18 protein-coding genes are annotated in these 22,235 nt (G+C 52.1%); 10 read left to right on the forward strand and 8 right to left on the reverse strand.

What is annotated here, in order from left to right; genetic code table 11:
* The first annotated feature begins 14 nt into the window (after nt 1–14).
* The 3 genes from H6G89_RS18280 (at nt 15) to H6G89_RS18290 (ending at nt 5,086) form a co-directional block, all read left to right on the forward strand.
* Nucleotides 15–2,510 (forward strand): protein phosphatase 2C domain-containing protein, encoded by a 2,496-nt coding sequence (locus tag H6G89_RS18280; RefSeq protein WP_190508965.1) that lies wholly within the window; start codon nt 15–17, stop codon nt 2,508–2,510.
* Between the two features lie 126 nt (nt 2,511–2,636).
* Nucleotides 2,637–4,286 carry a CHAT domain-containing protein gene (locus H6G89_RS18285; protein WP_190508967.1) on the forward strand — a complete coding sequence of 550 codons (1,650 nt, stop codon included), beginning with the start codon at nt 2,637–2,639 and terminating at the stop codon, nt 4,284–4,286.
* Between the two features lie 188 nt (nt 4,287–4,474).
* The gene (locus H6G89_RS18290; protein ID WP_190508969.1) at nt 4,475–5,086 is read left to right on the forward strand and encodes a hypothetical protein; all 612 of its coding nucleotides are present in this window, start codon (nt 4,475–4,477) and stop codon (nt 5,084–5,086) included.
* 25 nt (nt 5,087–5,111) lie between these two features.
* Here H6G89_RS18290 and H6G89_RS18295 read toward each other — a convergent pair whose 3' ends face one another.
* From H6G89_RS18295 to def, 3 genes are all read right to left on the reverse strand, one after another.
* Entirely contained in the window at nt 5,112–6,485 is a 1,374-nt protein-coding gene (locus tag H6G89_RS18295; RefSeq protein ID WP_190508971.1) for a PrsW family glutamic-type intramembrane protease, read from the reverse strand.
* A gap of 218 nt (nt 6,486–6,703) precedes the next feature.
* Nucleotides 6,704–6,898: a hypothetical protein gene (locus tag H6G89_RS18300; protein ID WP_190508973.1), complete on the reverse strand. Its 195-nt coding sequence runs from the start codon at nt 6,896–6,898 to the stop codon at nt 6,704–6,706.
* 36 nt (nt 6,899–6,934) lie between these two features.
* Nucleotides 6,935–7,501 carry a peptide deformylase gene (def, locus tag H6G89_RS18305; RefSeq protein WP_190508975.1) on the reverse strand — a complete coding sequence of 189 codons (567 nt, stop codon included), beginning with the start codon at nt 7,499–7,501 and terminating at the stop codon, nt 6,935–6,937.
* Between the two features lie 156 nt (nt 7,502–7,657).
* Between def and H6G89_RS18310 the strand changes: the two genes are divergently transcribed.
* On the forward strand, nt 7,658–8,560 hold the full coding sequence (locus tag H6G89_RS18310) for a permease-like cell division protein FtsX (RefSeq protein WP_190508977.1): 903 nt from the start codon (nt 7,658–7,660) through the stop codon (nt 8,558–8,560).
* A gap of 38 nt (nt 8,561–8,598) precedes the next feature.
* Nucleotides 8,599–9,420, forward strand: a complete 822-nt coding sequence (locus tag H6G89_RS18315; protein ID WP_190508979.1) for a tetratricopeptide repeat protein — start codon at nt 8,599–8,601, stop codon at nt 9,418–9,420.
* 46 nt (nt 9,421–9,466) lie between these two features.
* On the opposite strand, the gene H6G89_RS18320 is transcribed toward H6G89_RS18315, so the two are convergent.
* A complete protein-coding gene (locus tag H6G89_RS18320; RefSeq protein WP_190508981.1) occupies nt 9,467–11,263 on the reverse strand; it encodes a hypothetical protein in 1,797 nt (598 codons plus the stop codon).
* A 219-nt stretch (nt 11,264–11,482) separates the two neighbouring features.
* Between H6G89_RS18320 and H6G89_RS18325 the strand changes: the two genes are divergently transcribed.
* Nucleotides 11,483–13,072, forward strand: coding sequence for a glycoside hydrolase family 57 protein (locus H6G89_RS18325; protein ID WP_190508982.1), 1,590 nt, complete (start codon nt 11,483–11,485; stop codon nt 13,070–13,072).
* Nucleotides 13,073–13,458: 386 nt separating this feature from the next.
* Here the strand turns inward: H6G89_RS18325 and H6G89_RS18330 are convergent, their stop codons facing one another.
* Both H6G89_RS18330 and H6G89_RS18335 read right to left on the reverse strand, forming a co-directional pair.
* Nucleotides 13,459–13,584: a D-galactonate transporter gene (locus H6G89_RS18330; RefSeq protein ID WP_190508984.1), complete on the reverse strand. Its 126-nt coding sequence runs from the start codon at nt 13,582–13,584 to the stop codon at nt 13,459–13,461.
* 6 nt (nt 13,585–13,590) lie between these two features.
* Nucleotides 13,591–14,709, reverse strand: coding sequence for an AI-2E family transporter (locus H6G89_RS18335; RefSeq protein ID WP_190508986.1), 1,119 nt, complete (start codon nt 14,707–14,709; stop codon nt 13,591–13,593).
* A 211-nt stretch (nt 14,710–14,920) separates the two neighbouring features.
* Between H6G89_RS18335 and H6G89_RS18340 the strand changes: the two genes are divergently transcribed.
* The 4 genes from H6G89_RS18340 (at nt 14,921) to H6G89_RS18355 (ending at nt 20,243) form a co-directional block, all read left to right on the forward strand.
* The gene (locus H6G89_RS18340) at nt 14,921–15,649 is read left to right on the forward strand and encodes a hypothetical protein (RefSeq protein ID WP_190508988.1); all 729 of its coding nucleotides are present in this window, start codon (nt 14,921–14,923) and stop codon (nt 15,647–15,649) included.
* Between the two features lie 2 nt (nt 15,650–15,651).
* Nucleotides 15,652–16,347: a 5'/3'-nucleotidase SurE gene (gene surE / locus H6G89_RS18345; RefSeq protein ID WP_190508990.1), complete on the forward strand. Its 696-nt coding sequence runs from the start codon at nt 15,652–15,654 to the stop codon at nt 16,345–16,347.
* Nucleotides 16,348–16,739: 392 nt separating this feature from the next.
* A complete protein-coding gene (locus tag H6G89_RS18350) occupies nt 16,740–19,004 on the forward strand; it encodes an FG-GAP repeat protein (protein ID WP_190508992.1) in 2,265 nt (754 codons plus the stop codon).
* A 303-nt stretch (nt 19,005–19,307) separates the two neighbouring features.
* Nucleotides 19,308–20,243 (forward strand): NAD-dependent epimerase/dehydratase family protein, encoded by a 936-nt coding sequence (locus H6G89_RS18355; RefSeq protein ID WP_190509034.1) that lies wholly within the window; start codon nt 19,308–19,310, stop codon nt 20,241–20,243.
* Nucleotides 20,244–20,297: 54 nt separating this feature from the next.
* Here the strand turns inward: H6G89_RS18355 and ybaK are convergent, their stop codons facing one another.
* Nucleotides 20,298–20,777: a Cys-tRNA(Pro) deacylase gene (ybaK, locus tag H6G89_RS18360; protein WP_190508994.1), complete on the reverse strand. Its 480-nt coding sequence runs from the start codon at nt 20,775–20,777 to the stop codon at nt 20,298–20,300.
* Nucleotides 20,778–21,068: 291 nt separating this feature from the next.
* Nucleotides 21,069–22,004 carry a hypothetical protein gene (locus tag H6G89_RS18365; RefSeq protein ID WP_190508996.1) on the reverse strand — a complete coding sequence of 312 codons (936 nt, stop codon included), beginning with the start codon at nt 22,002–22,004 and terminating at the stop codon, nt 21,069–21,071.
* Between the last annotated feature and the right edge of the window lie 231 nt (nt 22,005–22,235).

Below are 22,235 nucleotides of genomic sequence, written 5' to 3' on the forward strand. Positions count from 1 at the left end.
TAACTTCTGCGGACATGCTTTATTGCCCTAACTACACCTGTCAAACCCCCAACCCCGAAAGCCATAAATTCTGCCAGAAGTGCCGTACGTTGCTGCCACACCATTATTTATGGGCAGTGGGTGAAGGTGCGGGGCAGTTCCGGGCTGGCGATCTTTTGGGCGATCGCTATCTCTGCAAAGGTTCCCGAATCTTTTTAGATACCAAGCCTGGTCTATATTCCGCCGCTCCAGCCGAAATTCCACCCAATGTGGTTTCCTATTTGCGGTTGTCCCCTTATCGCATTCATATTCCTCAAATTTATGAGGTGCTCCCGTTAACGAATGCGTCCTGGTTGGTCTTGCTCGATCAGGCTGCCCTGGATAGCTCTGGTTTGGTGTTTGAGGGAGGTGCTCCGGCAGCGGACGTAGCAGCACCGCAATTGTTGCCTGCATTAAGCGATCGTTGGCAGTCGGCGTCTGCGATGCGTCAACTCAACTGGCTGTGGCAAATTGCCCATCTCTGGCAACCCCTCGCCAGTCAGCAGATGGCATCCAGTGTGTTAGCTCCAGAACTGGTGCGGGTCGAGGGAGCATTGGTGCGATTGCTGGAGTTACGATCCGATGGGTCTGATGCTGTGTCTTTGGCTCAGTTGGGACAACTCTGGTCATCTTGGGTTCGACAGGCTCACCCGTCGATTTCTAGAGGATTAACTCAGATTTGCCAGCAGTTAACCCAGGGTCAGATTCGCAATGCAGAGCAGTTGATCAGCCAGTTAGACACGTTGCTGGATCAGGTGGGGCGATCGCTCTCTTACCAAATTCATGTTGCTGCTCGCACGGATCAGGGACCAAGTCGGCAACGCAACGAAGATTCCTGCTATCCCCCCAATGGCACGGTTACAACCCATACCCTGCAATCTGCCTCAGATACGGCTCTGGTGATTGTCTGTGATGGCATCGGCGGACACCAAGGCGGTGATGTTGCTTCTAATCTCGCCATTCAAGCGGTACGGCAGCAGGTGCAATCCCTCTCATTAGAAACGCTAGACGCTGCATCGCTAACGCTGGCATTGGAAAAAGCCGCCTGCGTGGCAAACGACCAGATCAGCCAGCGCAACGACAGCGAACAGCGGTTTGACCGTCAGCGCATGGGCACCACATTAGTGATGGGACTGGTGCGGGGGCATGAGCTTTACATTACCCACGTGGGCGATAGTCGTGCCTATTGGGTGAGTCGCTACGGCTGTTATCAGGTGACTCAAGATGATGATGTTGCCTCGCGTGAAGTGCGGTTGGGCTACAGTTCCTACCGGGAGGCATTGCAGCAACCCAGTGCCGGGTCGCTGGTACAAGCGTTGGGCATGGGTTCCTCGACTGTGCTGCATCCGACCGTACAGCGATTTGTTTTGGATGAAGACACTGTATTTTTGCTGTGCTCCGATGGATTGAGTGATAACGATCGCGTTGAGGAAACCTGGGACACGACCCTATTGCCCCTGTTAGAAGGGAGAACGGACGTTGCGGTTGTCAGCCAACAACTCATCGAACTAGCCAACACCCGCAACGGACACGACAATGTCACGGTAGGTGTGTTTCACATTCGAGCGATGGTGAATCCCTTTGCTGATGAAATGCCGCCTGCAACAACCAGGGCGGTGTCTGCTCCAACATCGGGCACAGCAACGGTGATTCAAGAACGCTCTACCCAAGCCCAGCCTACTGCAACGGCTCCAGTGGTTGCCCCTAAGGTTAGTGCTGATCCAGCGATCGCCCCTGCGGGAGACAGCGAAGCCACTGCCAAGACCCAGGTCTTACCCACTCGCCAACGCCAATCCCTCAAGATCTTGCCGTTGTTATTAGGAATCATTTTGCTCAGCTTAGGGGGTGGTTTACTCGCATATGCCCTCAACTTGTCCTTCCGAGGATGGGTCGATCGCCTGATTGGTTTAAATCCCCTGGCTGTCCCTCCGCCAACCCCTGCTACGCCATCCCCCACTCCGGTCACCCCCTCAACCCCGTTGCAAATTGGCTCGTTTCTGCAAATCACTCCATCTTCTGCGCCCGCTTCGCCTCAAGAGCCAGTCATTGTCCTATCTCGTCCAGGAAACTTGCGACCTCCGGTGGTCAGTGCCAGTACAGTGTCACCAGGGAGTATTGTGCAGGTGGTTAGAGTTCAAGCTACAACCCCCCAAGAACGGTGGGTCGAAGTCCGGCTCTGTTCCATTCCAGGCAATGCAGGGGTTACTCCTCAAGCATCTGTGCTAACCCATCTGGTCACCTTGCCCGCCACCCCTATTTCCCCAGAGCCGACTCCGGGAATCCCCACGAATCCGGATGCTGGGGTATCTCCATCCCCACTCAATCCGTCAGCAGTTCCCGCACCTCAACCCCTCCCACCTGGGGGAACTGGTTGGATTCTCGAAACCCAGATCTTGTCGCTGGTTGGCTCTAGACCGACGCTGACCCCGCAGGAACAGGGAGTGTGTGGTCAGCCAGACGCTCCAGCAACGTCTGAACCCGCACTGTCGTAATGCCTGATCAGGACGGAGCAGGACTGCTACCGATGAGAGTTAGTCTGTGCTCTCCTCCTGCATCCCGATACCGTATAGACTGGTAAAAAACTGATCACGTTTGGGTTTTGAAATCAATCTTTTTACATGTATTTGCCTGAAAGTCCTTGCTTAAGTCTGGCGATCGCCCCATTAACGGCTGCTGAGCCAGATCATTATGCGATTTGGGTCTTACAAGCCCCTTATCCGGGAGGCTATGTCCATCACGATCGCCGTTGGACTCAACTGCTAACTGAATCGTGGCACAACTGGCAAAACATGTTCGCGGTGCGGAGTCTGCCTCCTGTGCCGCGTTTTCCCCTGACCTCGCCACCTGTCATTAGCCCTATCACCTCCCCTCCTGATCCAGCTACACCCCCTCTGGGGCAAGCCACTAGCAAAACGGGGCTACTGATGCAAAACTTAGGGGTCAATTTATGGCACTGGCTATTTGACGACAGCCCAATTCAAATTAGCTTAGAGCGTAGCCAGGGAATCGCCATTGGTCAGGGCAAACCGTTGCGAATTCGGCTAGAGGTGCGCGATCCTGATTTGATTTCGATTCCCTGGGAGATTATGCAACCCCAACCGGGCAAACAAGCTGTGTCTCTCAGTCAGCAGCTTTTGTTTAGCCGCACCACCAGTGATGTAGACGCATTGCCCCTGTTACGGATCGAGCATTTCTTGAGAATTTTGCTGGTTTTGGGTCAAGACGAAGAAATGGATGTCCACAATCCAGATGCGGTTCCCAGTGGTGCCAAATTGCTGAAGCTGGAGCAAGAAGCCAAGATGCTGGCAGGGCTATTAGAAGAAGCCGCCGATGCAACGTCAGGCAATGCTTTTTCAAGCCCTGTCCCGTGTCAGGTCAAGACGCTCGTCCAACCCACCCCCGGCGAATTGATTGATGAGCTAGAACGGGGCAGTTACAACGTCTTGTTCTACTCAGGACATGGGGTTCCGGCTCCCAATGGGGGGCTGTTGTTTGTCCGTCCCAGTGCACCGCTCAATGGCACTGAACTCGCTCAGGTGCTCACGCGTTGTCAGGTCAAGCTGGCTGTGTTTAACACCTGCTGGGGAGCACAACCCGATCACGATGGCGATCGCGCCATTCCTCGTAGCAGCTTGGCGGAAGTGCTGATCCACCACGGCGTGCCCGCGGTGCTAGGGATGCGAGACTCGATCGCCGATCAGGAAGCCCTCAGTTTTATTCGCGAGTTTACCCAGGCATTGGCAGAACGTGCCCCCATTGACCAGGCTGTGGCGATCGCCCGTCAGCAATTGCTCACCCTCTACAAATTCAACCAACCTGCCTGGACGTTGCCCGTCCTCTATATGCATCCCGAATTTAATGGCGAGTTGGTCAAGCCGATGACAGAAGGGGTCACAGAAATCCCTGAAAATTCTCCCAGTTGGATCGGGCGTAGAACTCCTACTGCTTTTTTGCGATCGCTCACCTCCCCCGGTCGCACCTGGCAAGTCCACGGTGGGATCATGCGCGTGGGCAGTCGTGAGGGCAACGATCTCGTCATTCGAGAACCGGGGGTTTCCCGCGTCCACGCCGAAATTTTCTATCGCGATTCCTTCACCAGTGCAAGCGATCGCCCCACGTATTTCCTGAAAGACTATTCCCGTTTTGGAACATTAGTGTTAATGCAAGATGGATGGCATCGAGTCCACCATCAAGAAGTCCCTCTATTCTCCAAAACCCAACTACGGTTTGGGCATAGTTCGGCATTAGAGTTTGTGATCGAAAACTAGAGGCACTTTAGAGTTTGGATGGTGGATTTTAGAGTCAGCCAAAATCCAAAATTTCACATCCAACACCAACCGATCTGGGCTGCTCTGCCAAATGGCGTAAATTACCATAAATCTTACGGAACGACTAACCCATCAGGTGTAGCTATCGGTGTCCATCAGGACCAGCAATGATTCAGGAGTAAACCCTTATGACCAGCGATTCAACCCGTCCGTCTTTCTCGCCCTTTCAAGCCCAGGCTGAGCTAGAGTTGTTGCAATTAATTTTGCAGTCTGACACACCCTACCCCTGGAATCCGGCAGAGTCGGGCGCAGATGCCTACTTCGCTGAGTTAGAGCAAGAAGTGATCGCGGCAGGTTGGATGGCTGAAGATTTTGCGGCTCAGGGGACAGCCCTGGCAACGTATGTTGATCAGGTGTGGGCAACGATCGCCCCTGTGGAACAAACCGTCACCCGTTCTCTCATCACGCAATTGTTTGAACGATGTGCGGCTCAGGTACCTCAAGCCTTTTTGGAAGACCTGGTACATCATGCTCAACGAGCCGTCGCCATTAACGCCTCCCTGGCAGACAAGTTAGTCATGTCCGTTCAAGAGCTTCTCCCCAATTGGGCAGAGGACGATCTGCGCGTCTTAGCGCGTCCCCTTGCCTATGCGATGCGAGGACCAGAAGCTGAACTGGAAACCACGCTCCAACCATTACAAGAGACAACCTGGGTTAGCTTGTCCAGCATCGATCAAGCCAAGCTCAGTCTGGTAATCGCCCGCTACGCGATTGCTCAACTCTCTGCCGACCAGTCGTAGGAAAGATTTTGCTCACCTGAGAGAATTAGGGTAGCCTCGAAAATCGAGTGGCGAAGTTTTGCGATCGCGTCGGTGACAGTGCTCTTGCTTTGAGGATCGCCGCCGCCAGAAATGCGTAAGACAGAATACCCACAATCGCCAAGATCAGGAAGTTAATACTGCCTGTCGTATTCCACAGGGTGTGGAGAATGGCGGCAGTTAGATACCCTACCCCTAAAATTTGCCATCGTTTTGAGGGTTTAAGGACACTCAACCCAATGAAATAGCCGAGATAACCGCTGTAAGCCATATGCCCGGCGATCGATCCCAACACACGCGGGATCAGTAATTGCAGTCCAACCAGTTCGCCCGTCCCTTCTCCAGCTTGCAGCGTCACATCGTTGATAATGTTGGGCACGTACTGCCCCAGGGTTTCCAGTAGGGTAAATCCAACGGCTGAAGCGGTTCCCAGCAGAATGCCATCGAGTGGCTCCCACACCCCAATCCGCTCCCGTAGGGGCGATCGCAGTTGGGTGCCAATGTAGTATGCCAGCAGGACAGGAATAGCTTTGAGGAGTTCCTCCATCAGTCCGGCACCAAAAAACATTCCCACGAGCAAGTTGAGAAAATTGCCAGAGGGTTCGCCTTCGGGAATCGACCCCGGCAGAATGACGCGAAACACCAGGATAAATAGCTCTAGCACTGGGCTGACCAGCAACAGCATGGTCATGACTCCAGCGGAAACGAGCAACCACCAGGGTTTGCGCTTGCCACAGAGTTGGTAGACGAAATAGTAAGCGGCACCAGCGATGTAGGCAGCTAGCAGCAGGTTGAAGAGGACTGGTGTTCCCACGGCGATAAACATTAAGATCACGAAGGCGATCGTAAGAATGGCGGGAACCAGATAGGCTTTTTGGGTCAGATCGCGTCCGGTTGAGACGATAGGAAACAGTTGGCTCAGGGTCACATCACTGGGAGGAATGCCACCGGGCATTGGCTCCCCCGGTCGGCGAGTCGCAGCAAATGCGGCAACCGAGGGCAATACGGGATCAGGCGGAGCATCCACACGAGAGACGAGTTGCTGCTCAAACACAAATTCGGGGCCATTTTGCCCCAATGTGATGCGATCGCCCGGATACAAGACCTGACACCCCTGCAATCGGTGTCCATTCAAAAAAGTACCGTTCGCACTACTGAGGTCACAGATTTGCCAGGTGTTAGAACTGCCTGTTACTAAACTGACCTGCGCATGTTGGCGGGAAACACCCCCATAGACCATTGAGTCCAACACAATCTGACATCGGGGATCACGCCCAATCGTCATCTCCCCGGTCAAAGGATAGGTTACATCCGTTGAACTGGCTGCATTCACCGAGGGGAGTTGCCTGAGCACAGGGGTTGCAGCAGCAGGTCCGGTCATCGTCTGGAACGCCTCAATCGCGTAAAAATTTTCTACCCTCAACTATAGAGGAAGACAGAAGAGGGAAAAACGAAGAAAGAATGTAGGGTCAGTTGGGCAAGTGGTCAGGGGGCAGGGGTCAATGGTTCATCGTCAATGGTCAATGGTTAGTAATCAGGGATTGATCGTTGACAGGCACAAGCGATAGCAATGCTCAATTGACAATTGACCCTTAACATTCAGGTTTTAGCTGAACGAACTGCCGCGTAGAACAAAATACCTGTCAGGGGCACCGCCAATGCCAGGATTACCCCTGTCACGGTTGAACCTAGTTGAGGCGTACCAGAGGACAACTCAAAGATGGAACCGACCGCAGCGATCGCCGTTACACACGACGCTGCCAAAAACACACCACTTTTTGGAGTTACGTACATCAGAGTTTGTTGAATGGGTTACAAGCGAGATCGCACTTATGCGTCAATCGGCTTTACAGCTTCGACTGAAAACCCATGCTTTGTCAACTCTTGATTGAGTACCAGAGCATTGTCAACGCGATCAACAAACATGACACCGTTGAGGTGGTCAATCTCGTGCTGGATCACCCGTGCCAACAAACCATCGGCAACCAACTTTTGGGGGCGTCCATTTTCGTCTTTGTAAGACACCTTAATCACTTCAGGACGGATCACATCGATGAAGACACCAGGAATGCTGAGACATCCCTCCTGAATAACGCATGTGTCTGCACTTCGTTTAGTGACTGTAGGGTTGATCAAAATATAGGGAGGAGCGGTCGGGTTGTCTAATTCGCAATCCACCACCAACAACTGCTTGTTAACCCCGACTTGAGGGGCTGCTAAACCGATGCCATCTTCGCTGTACATGGTTTGCAGCATTTGCCGTGCTAATTCACGAATTTCATCGTCTACCTTCGTGATGCGCTTGGCGGGCTGACGTAGGACGCGATCGCCCAGGTAGTGCAACTTTAACGGTGGATTGGCTAATTTCTTTTTCTCGACCAGGATTTGAGCAGTCATGTCACGCCTTCATCGTTCCTTCTCTTCTTTCTATCTTAATCCGCAACTTAACGAATCGTACCCGAATCGGCTTCGGATTATAAAATTACGGTTGACGTTTGTCTCTACGCAGGTAAACTGGCAGATCATTAAGCTGTTCAACGCCTGGATATGAGCGTGCTGCAACTTCTCACAAAATCAGATTATTTGTTACGAGAAACCCTGCTGGGACTCAAGCGAGGGGGCTGGATGAACTGGGCAGCGGTCAGTACGGTGACCGTGCTGCTATTTTTGTTTGGCATCAGTCTGCAAGCCTCCTGGCAGTTTGAGGGATTGCTCAACCAATTTGGTAGTCAACTCGAAGTCTCGGTTTACCTGGAAACAGGGGTTCAGGGCGACATTCTCAAACCTTCAGTAGCGGCGATTCCAGAAGTAACTGCCGTGACGGTGATCTCGAAGGAGGAAGCCTGGGAAAACCTCGTCAAAGACATGGGAATCTCCGACATTCGGGGTGCAACACAACAGTTGAATGGCAATCCTCTTGTGGACGAGTTGAAAGTGAGAGCCAGTTCGCCCGACCAGGTTCCGGCTCTGGCAGAAAAGCTGAGACAGGTCCAGGGCATTGATGATGTGCAATACGTGGCGGAGGCAGTGCATCGCATTGCTCAGTTAAATCAAGGCTTAAATTGGGTCAGTTTTGGCATTACTACGGTTCTGACCTTAACGGCGATCGCTGTCATCACAACTACGATTCGGTTAATCGTTATGGCACGCCGCCGCGAAATTGAGGTGATGCAGTTGGTGGGCGCGACGACGACCTGGATTTATATGCCGTTTATCTTGCAGGGCTTGACCTTTGGCGTCGTGGGGGCGTTGTTTGCCTGGGGGTTGATCACCGGGACTCAAGAATTTATCGGAAGCTTGCTCTCAGACCAGGCAGACTTTATCCAGTTTTTAGCCGATGGCTTGAAGTTGAGTTCAGATAAAGTGGTGCTGTTGCCACTGGTGTTATTGGCGTTGGGTGGGTCGGTAGGTTTGATGGGGAGCCTGTTTGCCGTGCGTCGGTTTGCCCTGCGCTAGGCTGAAGACAGTCTTGAATTGAGGAAGGAGAGTGCAACGTGGGAACCTCGATCACGGTGGATAGCCATACCTTTGGTACGGAGGTGCTGCAAAAATCCCATGAAAAGCCAGTGCTGGTAGATTTCTTCGCCACCTGGTGTGGTCCCTGCCAAATGCTGAAGCCCATGCTGGAAAAGCTGGCGCAGGAGTACGACTTTGTGCTGGCGAAGGTAGACATCGATCGCAACCCCGACTTAGCCAACACCTATGGGGTGGAAGGTGTGCCCGATGTCCGGGTCGTGACTCAGGGCGAGGTGCAGGATGGCTTTGTCGGGGTTTTGCCGGAACCGCAGTTGCGCGAGTTGATGAGCAAACTCAACCTCAAATCAGGCTTGGAGATCGGTTTTGAGGCAATCCAGGTGGCAAAAACCGCCGGAGATGCGGAGGAAGTGAAGCGACTCTTTGGAGAGTTGATTGAACGCTATCCCGACAACCGTCCGCTATTGCTGGAAGCGGCTAAGTTTCTGATTCGCCAGAACCGCCTCGACTCTGCGGAGAAGCTGTTAAGCTCCATCCAGGAATACGAGAAGGGGTACTTTGCTCAAGCCCAGGCAATGCGATCGCTCATCCAATTTCAGCGCGAGTGCGAGAATCCGGTGATCGATCAACCCCTCGACGAAGCCTATCTACAAGCGGCTCGTGCCGTGTTAGCCGAGGATTATGAAACGGCGTTAGAGGGCTTTTTAGATATCGTGGGGCGCGATCGCAAATATCGCAACGACGGTGCCCGTAAAGCCATGCTGACATTGTTTGACCTACTGGGAGACGATCATCCACTCACGAAGACCTATCGTCGCCGCCTGATGTCAACACTGTATTAGGCTGAGTGCAGCACGCCACAGCTTGCTGCAACTCAGCCTTATCTTCTTATCTTCTTAGCGGGAAGTTGACCTGCACTTGCCGAGTTTGCGCTGATCCAGCAGGCACCCACGAGATGTTAGTAATGGTCATCGTGTTGATTTCTGGGTTGACCGTATACAGGCTTCTAAAGGGAACTGCCTGACGGGGACGCAGGTTGGTGAAGGTCAAATCAGTTAAACCTGTTTGAGACACTGCCTGATTTTGGGTCGATCGCCCCTGAAACGAGATGGTTAGTTTTGAAATGGGTTGGTCACTGTGGTTCGTGATGCAACCTACAACATAATGGCCATCTGCATCGGTGATCGAGGTGTCAAATCCCAGGTTGCTCAACTCGACAGGACCGGAGTTTGCTCCAAAGGGCACCGGACGACAGGTGATCGCAGGGGGAGCAGGCGGGGCGATCGCAACTGCTTGAGCAGGACGGGGTTGTGGAGGGGGGCTGGCTTGAGTCGGTTGTGGGCTGGGTTGAGCCGGACTGGCAGCCGGAGACGCATTGGCTTGTGGAGAAGGGCTGGCAGCGGGAGGGGGGCTTGCCTGCGGGCTGGGGCTAAATTGTAGGGCTGGATTTGCTGAAACCCCTGGACTGGGTTGAGCGGCAGGGCTTTGTCCAGTGGGGCTAGCAGGTGCCACCGGAGGAGGGGACGGCACATTGGCTTGTGAAGTCGGGCTGGCGGGTGGTGAAACTGCCGTAGACGGGTCACCTGTAGATTGCGAAGCTGTGCGGCTTGCGGCTCCTGACCAGATCGCATACCCCACCAAACCAACGATCCAGGTGGCAACCAGTGAGACAATCAGGGCTGTCCATGGAATCGGGCTGTACTCTTCTTCAGGTTGCGCGGATTCGCGTGCTTCTGGATAGACAACAGCACCTCCCGACTCCGGCTCCTGCCCTTCTGACAGATCATCAAACTGAATTGCATTCGCGCTAGCCGCTGTAAAACCTTGGTCGTAGTCATCCCCGTAGTCATCATCCAGACTTAAGGAGTCGCCAGCCTGAGTGGTGGGTGGGGCTGTGTTGTAAGTAGGACTAACGACAAACCCCTCGTCGTAGTTGTCGCCATAATCCTCTGGGTCATCAAGGGGATCGTCGGGATAGTGTAGGGCGTGTGAGCCTCCTGGCATGACATCGTAGTCATCGCCGTAGTCGTAGTCAGACTCTTCAAGCGGTTGATCAGGATAGTCGAGAGCGTGAGTGCCTCTCAGATCAAAGTCGGAGTCATTCAGTAACAGGGCATTATCAGCCTCTAACGGACGATAAGCACCGGGAATTGGCGAGTAGTTGGGTAGATCTCCTTCGTCGTGGGCAGGTTCAGCAAGCCGACTATCGTGGAAGTCGTGGAGAGCTGCCGCCTCTGTGCTCGATTCAATGCCATTGCCAATTGACGGATCAGAACTCGATACAGGGGCGATCGGGGTAACGCCTCGATTGGGTGGAGGTGGTGGTGGCGTGACCATCTTAGAAGGCACCGACTCAGGGAAGGGTTCCGTCATTCCAGGGATGGGTACGCCTGCTATGGCAATGTCTTGAATCCACGCAGGTTCACTGGCACCGATCTGCCTGCCGATGATCTTGACCGAGTCGAGGGTCTGCACCCCCAAATTTTTTAAGCCCTTCTGGACAAAGGTGGTGAGTGCCTGTCGATTTAGAACTTGGGCAGATTCCAAAACGACTTGCAGGCACCTTCCAGGCAGCAAATCTGTGGTAGCCGTGATGCCACGCGGTTGAAGCTGTTGATTCATCATGGTGGCGATCGCCGTTGGATCACCCTGCTTTGCCAGTTCTAAAAGATTCGACTGTGTCATAACTCACATAAAATCAGGGAGTGGGATTCAGTTTATCAATCGTCAATCAGGAATTGATTGAATTCATTAAAGACCGTAATTCTTAACTCGTTGTTGGCTTAACTTTTGCTTTACAATTTTGGCAACAGTTTGTCTCAGCAACCGCCTACATTGGCAACTATTTTATGATTGCTCGCCACATCCTGCCTCCGACGTGTCACCTCTAACGCTATCTATCCTATGGCTATTGGCTATCTTGCTCTGGTTCTTCATGCTCACCTGCCGTTTGTTCGCCATCCCGAAAGTGACTATGTTTTAGAAGAAGAGTGGCTATTTGAGGCTATCACGGAAACCTACGTTCCTCTGCTCCAGGTCTTTGAGGGACTTAAACGTGATGGCGTCGATTTTAAACTCACCATGAGCATGACACCGCCCCTCGTGTCGATGCTGCGTGATCCACTCCTCCAAGAACGCTATGATGCTCACCTGGCTCAGCTAGAAGAACTGGCAGAGATGGAGGTAGAGCGCAACGCTCACAACGGGCACCTGCGCTACCTGGCGGAGTATTATGCCACCGAGTTTAACAAGGTACGCGAAGTCTGGGAGCGTTATAACCACGACTTAGTGACGGCGTTCAAGCAATATCAGGATACTAACAATTTAGAGATTATTACCTGCGGGGCAACACATGGCTACCTGCCCTTAATGAAAATGTATCCCCAGGCGGTTTGGGCACAAATTCAGGTTGCCTGTCAGCACTATGAAGAAAACTTTGGGCAACCCCCCAGAGGCATTTGGCTACCAGAGTGTGCCTACTATGAAGGGCTAGAGCGAATGTTAGCCGATGCGGGGCTACGCTACTTCCTGACGGACGGACACGGCATCCTCTATGCGCGCCCGCGTCCTCGCTTTGGCACCTATGCCCCCATCTTTACGGAAACTGGAGTAGCTGCCTTTGGACGGGATCACGAATCGTCGCAACAGGTGTGGTCTTCAGAAGTGGGCTATCCGGGCGCACCTGAATATCGCGAGTTCTATCGCGACCTGGGCTGGGATGCGGAGTATGAGTACATCAAGCCCTACATCATGCCCAATGGTCAGCGCAAAAATACAGGCATCAAGTACCACAAAATCACGGGCAAAGGGCTGGGGTTAGGTGACAAAACCTGGTACGACCCCTATTGGGCACGAGAGAAAGCGGCAGAGCACGCAGGCAACTTCATGTACAACCGGGAGCGGCAAGTCGAGCATCTGCACGGCATCATGCAGCGTCCCCCAATTATCGTCTCGCCCTACGATGCTGAGTTGTTTGGGCATTGGTGGTATGAAGGACCGTGGTTCATCGACTACTTGTTCCGGAAGTCCTGGTTTGACCAGGGCACCTATGCGATGACGCACCTGGCAGACTACCTGAAAGGGCATCCAACCCAACAGGTTTGTCGTCCATCCCAATCCAGTTGGGGTTTCCGAGGCTTCCATGAATATTGGTTAAACGAAACCAACTCCTGGATTTACCCGCACTTGCACAAGGCAGCGGAACGGATGATCGACTTAGCCCGTCGAGAACCGACCGATGAGTTAGAGTGGCGTGCCCTCAACCAGGCTGGGCGCGAACTCTTGCTGGCGCAATCCTCGGACTGGGCGTTCATCATGCGAACCGGAACGATGGTGCCCTATGCTGTGCGTCGGACGCGATCGCACCTGATGCGGTTTAACAAACTGCGGGACGACATCCTCATGGGCAAGATCGACTCCGGTTGGTTAGAAAAGGTAGAGGCGATCGACAATATCTTCCCCAGCATCAACTACCGCGTTTATCGACCGTTGTAGGGAGAAGGATAAAGGCTTGTAGGGAGAAAGATAAAGGCTGAGGGATAAAAGTCAAGGGTCAGTGGTCAATGGTCAATAGTTAGTGGTTAGTGGTTAGTGGTCAAGGGTCAGTGGTCAATGGTCAGTGGTCAGTGGTCAATGGTCAATAGTTAGTGGTTAGTGGTTAGTGGTCAGTAAGCTGTAGCCACATTTGATGGGGCGGAGGTGAGTCGGAAAGGTTTAAGCACCTGGCGAATCAATTCGCGGCTATCAGAACCAAGTCCACCTGCGCGGACTATCGAAAATCAAGGGTTGGACGAACTGACACAGGTCGGTTTTGCTCCTGTAGCTGCGGTTTCAGCCACCAAGTTCTTTATCCCGAACTCTGGTTAGCTCATGATCAATTGTTAGTTGCTTGTTCTAGCCTTTAACCATTGACCATCAACTATTGACGATTGACCATTCACTATCAACCATTGACCATCAACTATTGACGATTGACCATTCACTATCAACCATTGACCATTGACCATGCTTCGCTAAACCGGAGCCTTGGGCTTGGAGCTAATATCTGTCCCCAGGATCACTTGCTTCTCTGCCATCAATTTGGGTTGCAGATAGAGATTTTCTAACAGTACGGCTGCCCCTGCGACCCAGGGGGGCACAATCAATGCGCCTAAAATTCCCAGAACCTGTGTGCCACCCAGAACGGCGAGCAGTTGATACAGCGGGTGGACTCCCACGGAGGCACCCACCAACAGCGGATCGAGCACATAGGTTTCCAGGTTTTGAATGATCACAAAGAGCAACAACACCCACAACAGCGTCCACCATCCCTGAGAGAGGGCAACGATCAGCGCAGGCACCGCGCCCAAAATCGGACCTAAAAAGGGGATGAGATTAGTCACAGCGGCGATCGCCCCTAACCCCAGAGCAAACTCCGACAACCCCAAAAAACCCAGTCCTAACGTCGTCATAATTCCCAGGATGACTGACACCAGCACCCGCCCCCGAATGTAGGTGCCGATGCGCGAGCTAATTGGGGCAATTTGGGCGGCGAGTCGTTCATCCCACGGTTCCGGAAAGAGGCGGATCAAGCTATTGATCAGCGTGCGGCTATCAGACAGCATGTAACCCGAAATAAATAAAGCCAGAATCAGGCTAAACACCCCTCCGACAATCCCAGTGGTCACGCTGTAAGACCGCACCAGCAACTCCTGGCTCGATCGCACTCCCCACGCCACCAAGCCCTGCACATTCAAAAACTTTTCCAGTTGGCTAACCAACTCTGGGCGGGTACTGTTCAGCGTGAGTATCCAGTTTTCTATCGCGACGATGAGATTACTAAAAGCAACGGGAAGCTGCCGAATCAGTTGCTCAATTTGGGTAAATGCAGTCGGACCAATGATCAAAATCACCCCTGTCAGACCCGCAATAAGCCCCAGGTAGACCAGCACAACCGTCAGCCAGCGGGGAATGCGCCACTGCTCAGCCCAATCGACCACTGGGGCGATCGAGGCAGCTAAGACAATTGAGATCATCAGCAACACAATCAGGCTCCGTAACTGCCACAAAATTACCAGTAGCAGCAGAGTTCCTAAAACCAGCAACAGGTTTGAGATAGAAAACGAAATGCGTTGTTCTGGTGCGACTTTCAAGCGATCGCCTCCTCGGTTCACCCCTTTATACTACCGTTTGGTTTGGGCAGCCCTAAACGTATAAGGATGTGTCGCACTCAACCCATTTGAAAAAAAGTGCCATAAGATGGATGGGTCAGTTTGTGCTTACCCAGGCACTTGAATGAGTGTCTTTTGAGATCGTTCTTACCGTTTAGCCTCGATTGCTCATCACCCTTCATTCATCCACACTATGCAGAAATTTGGTCTTTGTCTCATCTCCCTCAGTTGCTTAGGGCTGACTCAGCTTTGTGCTCCGGCGATTGCCTCTCGACATCAACCAACACCCACTGCCGAACCTGCATCGGAGGCTTCTGAATCTGTACAACGGCTAGCAGAGATGTTTTCAGTTGAGATTCAAAGCACCCTTAACGCCTGCTGGAATCAGGGCAAAGTAGACCTAGCGGCAGGTGCTGCTCAATCGGGCGCAGTGACCTGTGGGAATGGAACGACCGACAATACCGTCACTTATTCAGATTATGTGAATACGGTTTCTGATATTTTGGCAGCCAGTGGGCTAGTGGGCTTTCGCACAGTCATTGCCTCGAACCCCCGCATCAACCCACAAATGATTTCGACGTTTCTATCAGACCCTCAGGGCACCGCGATTTTGAGGCAAACTGTGCAAACGGCGATTACTCAAAGCCAGCTTTTACCGGCGGAGGCAACTCAGTCTAACGCTATCCTGACGGAGCAGGTGATGGAGCGGTTGGTACCGAGCCTACAGAATCCAACGGTGTTAGATGGACTGTTGGGCAGTGAGGAGCAATATACCCAGGTCGTGAGCAATTTCTGCACAGCACCCGGAATGTCTGTAAGTGAGGCAAAGGCGATCGTCCCTGACCTCAGTTCGATTCAACTGTATGCCATTTGCATCCATGAATCGGGGGTCACTGACGAAGCATTGCAGATGATGCAGTAGGAATGACAGTTGTAATTACCAATGACGATGGCATTGATGCTCCGGGCATTCGGGCATTGCGTCGAGCCGTCGAGCTAGTTTGTGGAGCCGATACAGCGATCGCCCTGGCGGCTCCTCAAGAGCAATATTCGGGATGTGGTCATCAGGTCACGACCAGTCGTCCGATACAGGTGCAACAGCAAGCCGATCAAGAGTTTGCGATCGCTGGAACTCCGGCTGACTGCACCCGTCTTGCCCTGACTCATTTGGTTCCTGACGCTCAGTGGGTGTTATCGGGTATCAATCCGGGTGGCAACCTGGGAGCCGATGTTTATATTTCCGGTACGGTGGCGGCGGTGAGAGAAGCGGCGTTTCATCGTATACCGGGAATTGCGATTTCCCACTACATCAATCGCCGACGGGCGATCGATTGGGAGGTGGCGATCGCCCGAACAGCCAAAGTTCTCGATAAACTGTTGCACCATCCACCGGAACCGGGCACTTTCTGGAACGTTAACCTGCCCCACCCAGAAGCAGGTGACCCAGAACCGGAGCTAATTTTTTGCCCCCTTTGCACCCAACCCTTACCCGCACAATATCGCATGGATGGCAACTATTTTCTCTATGCGGGGGAATATGGGAGCCGTGCTCGTGATCCCGAAGCAGATGTGGATGTGTGCTTTTCGGGCAATATTGCCGTGACTCAGATCCGGCTGTAGACGACCTTTCGATTTAAAAACCAGGCATCGGGGGATTCTCCCCCAAACCCCCAATGGGGGACGCCACTGCCTCCCCCAACCCCCCTAGCAGAAGGTGTTTCTATTAACCCACAGACGCGCTTCGCATCAGTCCCAAGTGCGGATGCTTCTGTCTTGAATGCGATCGCTTGCATAAAACTTACCGTCATCTCTGAAAGAAATTTAGAGCGGAGTACCGCCCATACAACTGGCTCAGCAATGCCTATGACAGGGTGTTGAACCAGTGATGGGTTGATTTCTTGTTGCTCTGCTCCAGGGCAGTTCTATCACCTGTAAATGCAACGCCAGAGCTTTTCAAGAAGCTCTAATTTGGCATCGATTCATTCACTTTATCCAAAGCTAGAGCGGCACTTATGAACGATATCCTCTTGCACCAAAACAGCCTTCTTCCCAACCCTGCGGGCAATACCTGGCGAATTAACTTAGAGCAATTGCGGGTCGCTGATGCTCAAGAAGAAACCTTTCCTAGAATTGACGATGGTGATGAACCCTACTTTGCTGTCATTGGGTTTCGCTCGCGTTTCAACACACTCAACTCAACCCAGGTTTTCATCAACGATTTTACAGACGAAGATTGGGCAAACGAAGTAGATGATGGCGATGTTCGCACCATTCCTCAAAGCATGGGGTCGGTGTCCTTCAACAATATCAACTTGGTCAGCGCAGATGAGTTAAATAACGGCGTCATGCCGGAATTGGTAGGGGCGATCGCCATTGCCTTTGAGAGAGATACAAGCCGTTGGAGTGATATTTATCGCTTGATGGAAGAGATTCAAGGCATTGTGAATCAAGCATTGATTCAGTTGGTTGAAGAAGGACAGCTGGATCTGACTAACCTGCGAGACGGGTTGGGTGGTGTGATTGAGCAAGTGCGATCGCGAATGGAGGTCAGTTTTTTAGAGAAAATTGGTGAGTTTTTAACCCCCCTGAGTAATAGTGATGACTACATTGGATTGCATTCCTTCTGGTTGCCAGCGATCGACGCTGACCTGGCAAGTGACATTACCTTTCCCACGTTTGCCAATGCTACGGTTGGGGCGTTGAGCGAACGCAGCTTTAGTCTAGATGCCAATCCGATTGAGTTTCGGGGCGACGGTGCCCGCTACGAAGTAGGAGCCGCTGTTCGGGTGGATACCCACATCGCTAACTCACCCGAAGCTTATGACGAGTTCGGTTCGGTGTTAATTGCAGGCAATTTTAATGGAGCCAGTGGCACCGATTTGGCGATCGGGGTGCAATTTGAAGACATTGCGGCTGCGATTAATGCTGGAGCCGTGAACGTCGCCTATGGCACCAACAGTGGGCTGACAGCCAGCAACAACCAGATCTGGCACCAGGGAGTGGTCGGATTGCCCTGGACGGCTGAAACCAATGATCTATTTGGCACGAGTCTGGCGGCGGGTGACTTTAACCGCGACGGCAGAGACGATCTGGCGATCGGGGTGAGCGGCGAAGACAACGACACCGGGGCGGTGAATGTGCTGTATGGTTCTGCTGCTGGCTTAGGCACTGTGAGACGGCAAGACTGGAGCCAGGGCAGTTCGGGAATTGAGGGGGCAGAAGAAGTGGGCGATCGCTTTGGTTCTAGCCTGACGGTGGGTGACTTTGATGGTGATGGATACGATGACCTGGCGGTGGGAGCCGTGGGTGAGGCGGTCGGTTCACGGACAGAAGCGGGAGCCGTCAACATTCTTTATGGGAGCGGTACAGGCTTATCGAACGACAACGATCAAATCTGGCAGCAGGACGTTGAAAACGTTCAGGGCAATGCATCCACGGGCGATCGCTATGGGTCGAGTCTGGCGGCAGGCGACTTCAACGGAGACGGCAGAGACGATTTGGCGATCGGAGTGACTGGTGAAGACGCCTATGCTCTGGATAATGCTGGGGCAGTCAACGTGCTCTATGGAACAGTCAGCGGATTAACGGCGATCGGCGACCAACTGTGGAATCAAGACAGCAACGGAGTCCTCGACACCGCCGAAGCCAACGATCGCTTTGGCTCCAGTCTTGCAACAGGCGACTTCAACGGTGACAACCGGGATGACCTGGCGATTGGTGTTACCTTTGAGGATATCGGAACGGTTGTTGATGCAGGTGCAGTCAGCGTCTTGCATGGCTCAGATACCGGACTCACTGCCGTCAATGACCAGTTCTGGCATCAAAACAACCTGGGAGCAGGCACCGAGGTAGGCGTGGGCGATCGCTTTGGGGCGGCTCTCGCCGTTGGAGACTTTAACCAGGATGGATTCAGTGATCTGGCGATCGGTGTCCCTTACGAAGAGGTCAATGGCATCACGAACGCCGGAGCAGTGAATGTGCTGTATGGTTCTACAACGGGCTTGACTGCGGTTGGCAGACAGGTGTGGCACCAAAACAGCCCATTTGTGGAAGAAACCGCCGAATCAGGCGATCGCTTTGGCTCCAGTTTGACCGCAGGTGACTTTAACAACGATGGTTACAGCGACTTGGCGATCGGCGTTCCGGGTGAAAACGTTGGCAGCATTCTTAATGCAGGGGCTACGCAGATTCTCTATGGTTCTGCTACTGGGCTGTCTGCCTTTGCCTTTTCTGTCCTTGACCTGAATCCCTCACCACAACCTACGCTCACTATTTGATGAATTGGGTTATCTCGACCTCGACATCGGGCAACGCTAGAGGGGTCAATTTGCCCGATGTCAGTTGCCCAATCGACGTATAGTTACCATCTTGTGGCTAACGATGCACCCACACCTGAGCATTGGCAATAGCGATGGAAAGGATTAAGGATAAAGGATAAGGGATAAAGGATTAGAAGGATAGAGGATGAAGAATAGGAAGAGAATTCTATGAGCATCAGCGTTACTCTCATTGTAATTAGGAGGGTAAGGGATTCGGCTAAAATACCCAAAAGGTATTGTGCAGCATAGGGGCGTTGAGTGATGCGTGTTTTGGTGATTGGGGGAACGCGATTTATTGGGGTGTCTCTGACCCAACAATTGGTTGAGCAAGGACATGAGGTCGTGCTGTTTAACCGGGGAAACCGTCCTGCCCCAGAAGGCGTGACACAGATTCAGGGCGATCGCACTGACCCTGCCCAACTCAAAGCCAAACTCGCTGACGAATCCTTTGATGCCGTTTTTGACAACAACGGTCGCGAGTTGAGCAATACCCAACCCCTCGCAGAGATTTTCAAAGACCGCATTCAGCACTTTGTCTACGTCAGTTCTGCTGGAGTTTACTTGAAGTCAGACCAGATGCCCCATGTGGAAGGCGACCCAGTTGACCCCAAAAGTCGCCACAAGGGCAAGTTTGAAACCGAGGCTTACCTAGCGGAGCAAGGGCTACCATTTACCTCCGTGCGTCCGGTCTACATCTACGGCCCCCAGAACTACAACGACTTAGAAGCCTGGTTCTTTGACCGAATTGTGCGCGATCGCCCCATCCCCATTCCGGGTAACGGTGCCCACATCACTCAGTTGGGGCACGTCAAGGATTTAGCCGCTGCGATGGTGGCGATTTTGGGTAACTCCAAAGCCATTGGACAGATTTATAACGTGTCGGGCGATCGCTATGTCACCTTTGATGGATTAGCCCGTGCCTGTGCTGTTGCCGCAGGCAAATCACCCGATGCCTTAAAAATTGTGCATTACGATCCTAAGAAGTTTGACTTTGGCAAGCGCAAAGCCTTTCCCATGCGCGTACAGCATTTCTTTGCAGACATCCACAAAGCCCAAACCGAATTGAATTGGCAACCGGAATTTGACTTGATTTCAGGGCTAAAGGACTCGTTTGAGAATGACTACCTCACAACCCAACGAGACAAATCAGACATCGATTTCTCAACCGATGACGAGATTCTAAAGGCGGTGAATTAGCTCCATTCCCCACAAGATCTGCGACTTTGGCTAAACGTCACAGATCTCCCGACTCTATTTACTGATTGGGGCAGGGGTTGCTTTGCACAGTTTAATCAGATCGGCAGGAGCAATCTCCATCATCAATCCACGTCGTCCTCCACTGACGAGCACCGTTTCGTAATTCAAAACCGTCTCGTCGATCGCTGTGGACAAGACTTTGCGTTGTCCTAACGGACTGATGCCCCCAACCACATACCCGGAACTGCGTTCTGCTTCGCTGGGGTCTGCCATGATTGCCGATTTGGCTTGAAATACCGCTGCTACTGCCTTTAAATTCACCTGCTTAGTGACAGGGACGATCGCCACGACCAATTGACCTGACACGAGTTTGACGATCAACGTTTTGAAGACGCGATCGCCATCCATATTTAAGGCAGATGCCGCTTCTAAACCGTAGGAATCGGCATCCGCATCATGGGTGTATTCATGCAATCGATGTTGTATACCCATCTTTGCAACTAACTTTGTTGCGGGTGTTGTCCGACCACTCATAATTGTCCTTGTCCAGAGGGTGACTCAATACACAATGACGCCAGGACAGGAGCGGAAAAACTCTAAAGTGAGGGGCGATCGCATTTAATCATTGCCCCTGCGGTTTTGTTCCTAATAGCAGCGGTTTCAACCGCCAAAATCCTTATCCCAAACTCAGGTTAATATACAGCAAGCTTAGATCCTCATAAAAGGGATGGATTGTGAAAGCCTCTGTTTAAAAGACAGACACTTGCACAATCCATTAAAGACACTATCGTGTCAACTCAAGTTGGTTAACAAAAGTGTTTTAGCTCAAAGAGCATAATCATATAAACCAGTCACTCTGCGTTGAGCCACAGCTTGATAATACTGGTCCAACATGCCAGACTCCCATAACAGGCATTCCCGTTGCCGAGGGGAGAGATTGCGAGAGGCTAAGTCCAGCAACTCCAACGTTGAAAACCTTGATTTTGAGATATCAGCCCGCTTTGGTTGTCTGGATGTGTACGTGAAGAACAAAGCTGTGCGTTGATAACGGGGCACTTTGCCATGATGAAACACACTGGTCGTATCTGTGATGACAACGGTTCCAGTGGAGCCACAACACATCTTCCAATGAGTACGGGGCACTACTTCTTGCATGTCTGCATCCCGAATGATGCCATTCACCTTCTTAAAGGGTCTATAGGACATCGTGAGCGATCGCGGAATGTATTCAAACGGTCCACCCTGCTCATCCACGTCATTCAAATAAACAATGACTTTGATAGTGCGTCGATCCTCTGCATCACGATGCCAAAAACGGGTGCCAATTTGCCGTTGCGTGTCGATATCCTTCCGAACTGAAGCCCCTAAATAAGCAACTGGAAGACCAATGTAGCTCTCCACAATATTGAGCAATCGCTCTTCTAAACCCCACAAACAAATCTCTGGATAATTCGTAATTAATTGTTTAGTAGGTACTAAAACAGCATGATTACTCGTCTTTTTCTTGCCGCTATTTTCACTCGGCAAATTCGTTGCCATCGTGGGCAAAACTTTTTCAACCGATCGCAACAATTGAGCAGTTGAAGGGAGAGCTAATTGCTCCAATGTGGTAATAAAAACACCTTCTTGTTTTAATGTATCCACAATTTGGCGATCGTCCGAATTCAACGCAGGCAAGCGGCGAGAATATCTGGCAAGATTGGCTCTGTACAAAATCTCAGAGTAAACGTGAGCAACGGATTTAGAAACTTTGCTGACCATAATCTGGAATGATAATAGGTGAATGATTTGACGCCGAGAAATAACTGTGAAGCTTTTTTATTGGCTCATCATGAAACAAATGCACACGCCTGTTTAGACCTTAATGACAACATTAAGCTCTTCTAATCCAGGGTATGTCAAATAGATTGTGTCAAGGGTAAAAACTCAAGTTGGAAAGCGATCGCCGAATTCAATCGCGAAGCGATTGAGAGCAGGTTTCCAGTCACGAAT

The sequence above is a fragment of the Oscillatoria sp. FACHB-1407 genome (genome assembly GCF_014697545.1).
Classification (GTDB): domain Bacteria; phylum Cyanobacteriota; class Cyanobacteriia; order Elainellales; family Elainellaceae; genus FACHB-1407.

Bases quoted from the DNA above. Each gene is read 5' to 3' on its own strand.
- H6G89_RS18355 (WP_190509034.1), top strand. From the start codon at position 19,308: ATGCGTGTTTTGGTGATTGGGGGAACGCGATTTATTGGGGTGTCTCTG.
- H6G89_RS18350 (WP_190508992.1), top strand. From the start codon at position 16,740: ATGAACGATATCCTCTTGCACCAAAACAGCCTTCTTCCCAACCCTGCG.
- H6G89_RS18340 (WP_190508988.1), top strand. From the start codon at position 14,921: ATGCAGAAATTTGGTCTTTGTCTCATCTCCCTCAGTTGCTTAGGGCTG.
- ybaK (WP_190508994.1), bottom strand. From the start codon at position 20,777: ATGAGTGGTCGGACAACACCCGCAACAAAGTTAGTTGCAAAGATGGGT.
- H6G89_RS18280 (WP_190508965.1), top strand. From the start codon at position 15: ATGCTTTATTGCCCTAACTACACCTGTCAAACCCCCAACCCCGAAAGC.
- H6G89_RS18325 (WP_190508982.1), top strand. From the start codon at position 11,483: ATGGCTATTGGCTATCTTGCTCTGGTTCTTCATGCTCACCTGCCGTTT.
- H6G89_RS18320 (WP_190508981.1), bottom strand. From the start codon at position 11,263: ATGACACAGTCGAATCTTTTAGAACTGGCAAAGCAGGGTGATCCAACG.
- H6G89_RS18365 (WP_190508996.1), bottom strand. From the start codon at position 22,004: ATGGTCAGCAAAGTTTCTAAATCCGTTGCTCACGTTTACTCTGAGATT.
- H6G89_RS18290 (WP_190508969.1), top strand. From the start codon at position 4,475: ATGACCAGCGATTCAACCCGTCCGTCTTTCTCGCCCTTTCAAGCCCAG.
- surE (WP_190508990.1), top strand. From the start codon at position 15,652: ATGACAGTTGTAATTACCAATGACGATGGCATTGATGCTCCGGGCATT.
- H6G89_RS18285 (WP_190508967.1), top strand. From the start codon at position 2,637: ATGTATTTGCCTGAAAGTCCTTGCTTAAGTCTGGCGATCGCCCCATTA.
- H6G89_RS18330 (WP_190508984.1), bottom strand. From the start codon at position 13,584: ATGGTCAATGGTCAATGGTTGATAGTGAATGGTCAATCGTCAATAGTT.
- H6G89_RS18295 (WP_190508971.1), bottom strand. From the start codon at position 6,485: ATGACCGGACCTGCTGCTGCAACCCCTGTGCTCAGGCAACTCCCCTCG.
- H6G89_RS18300 (WP_190508973.1), bottom strand. From the start codon at position 6,898: ATGTACGTAACTCCAAAAAGTGGTGTGTTTTTGGCAGCGTCGTGTGTA.
- def (WP_190508975.1), bottom strand. From the start codon at position 7,501: ATGACTGCTCAAATCCTGGTCGAGAAAAAGAAATTAGCCAATCCACCG.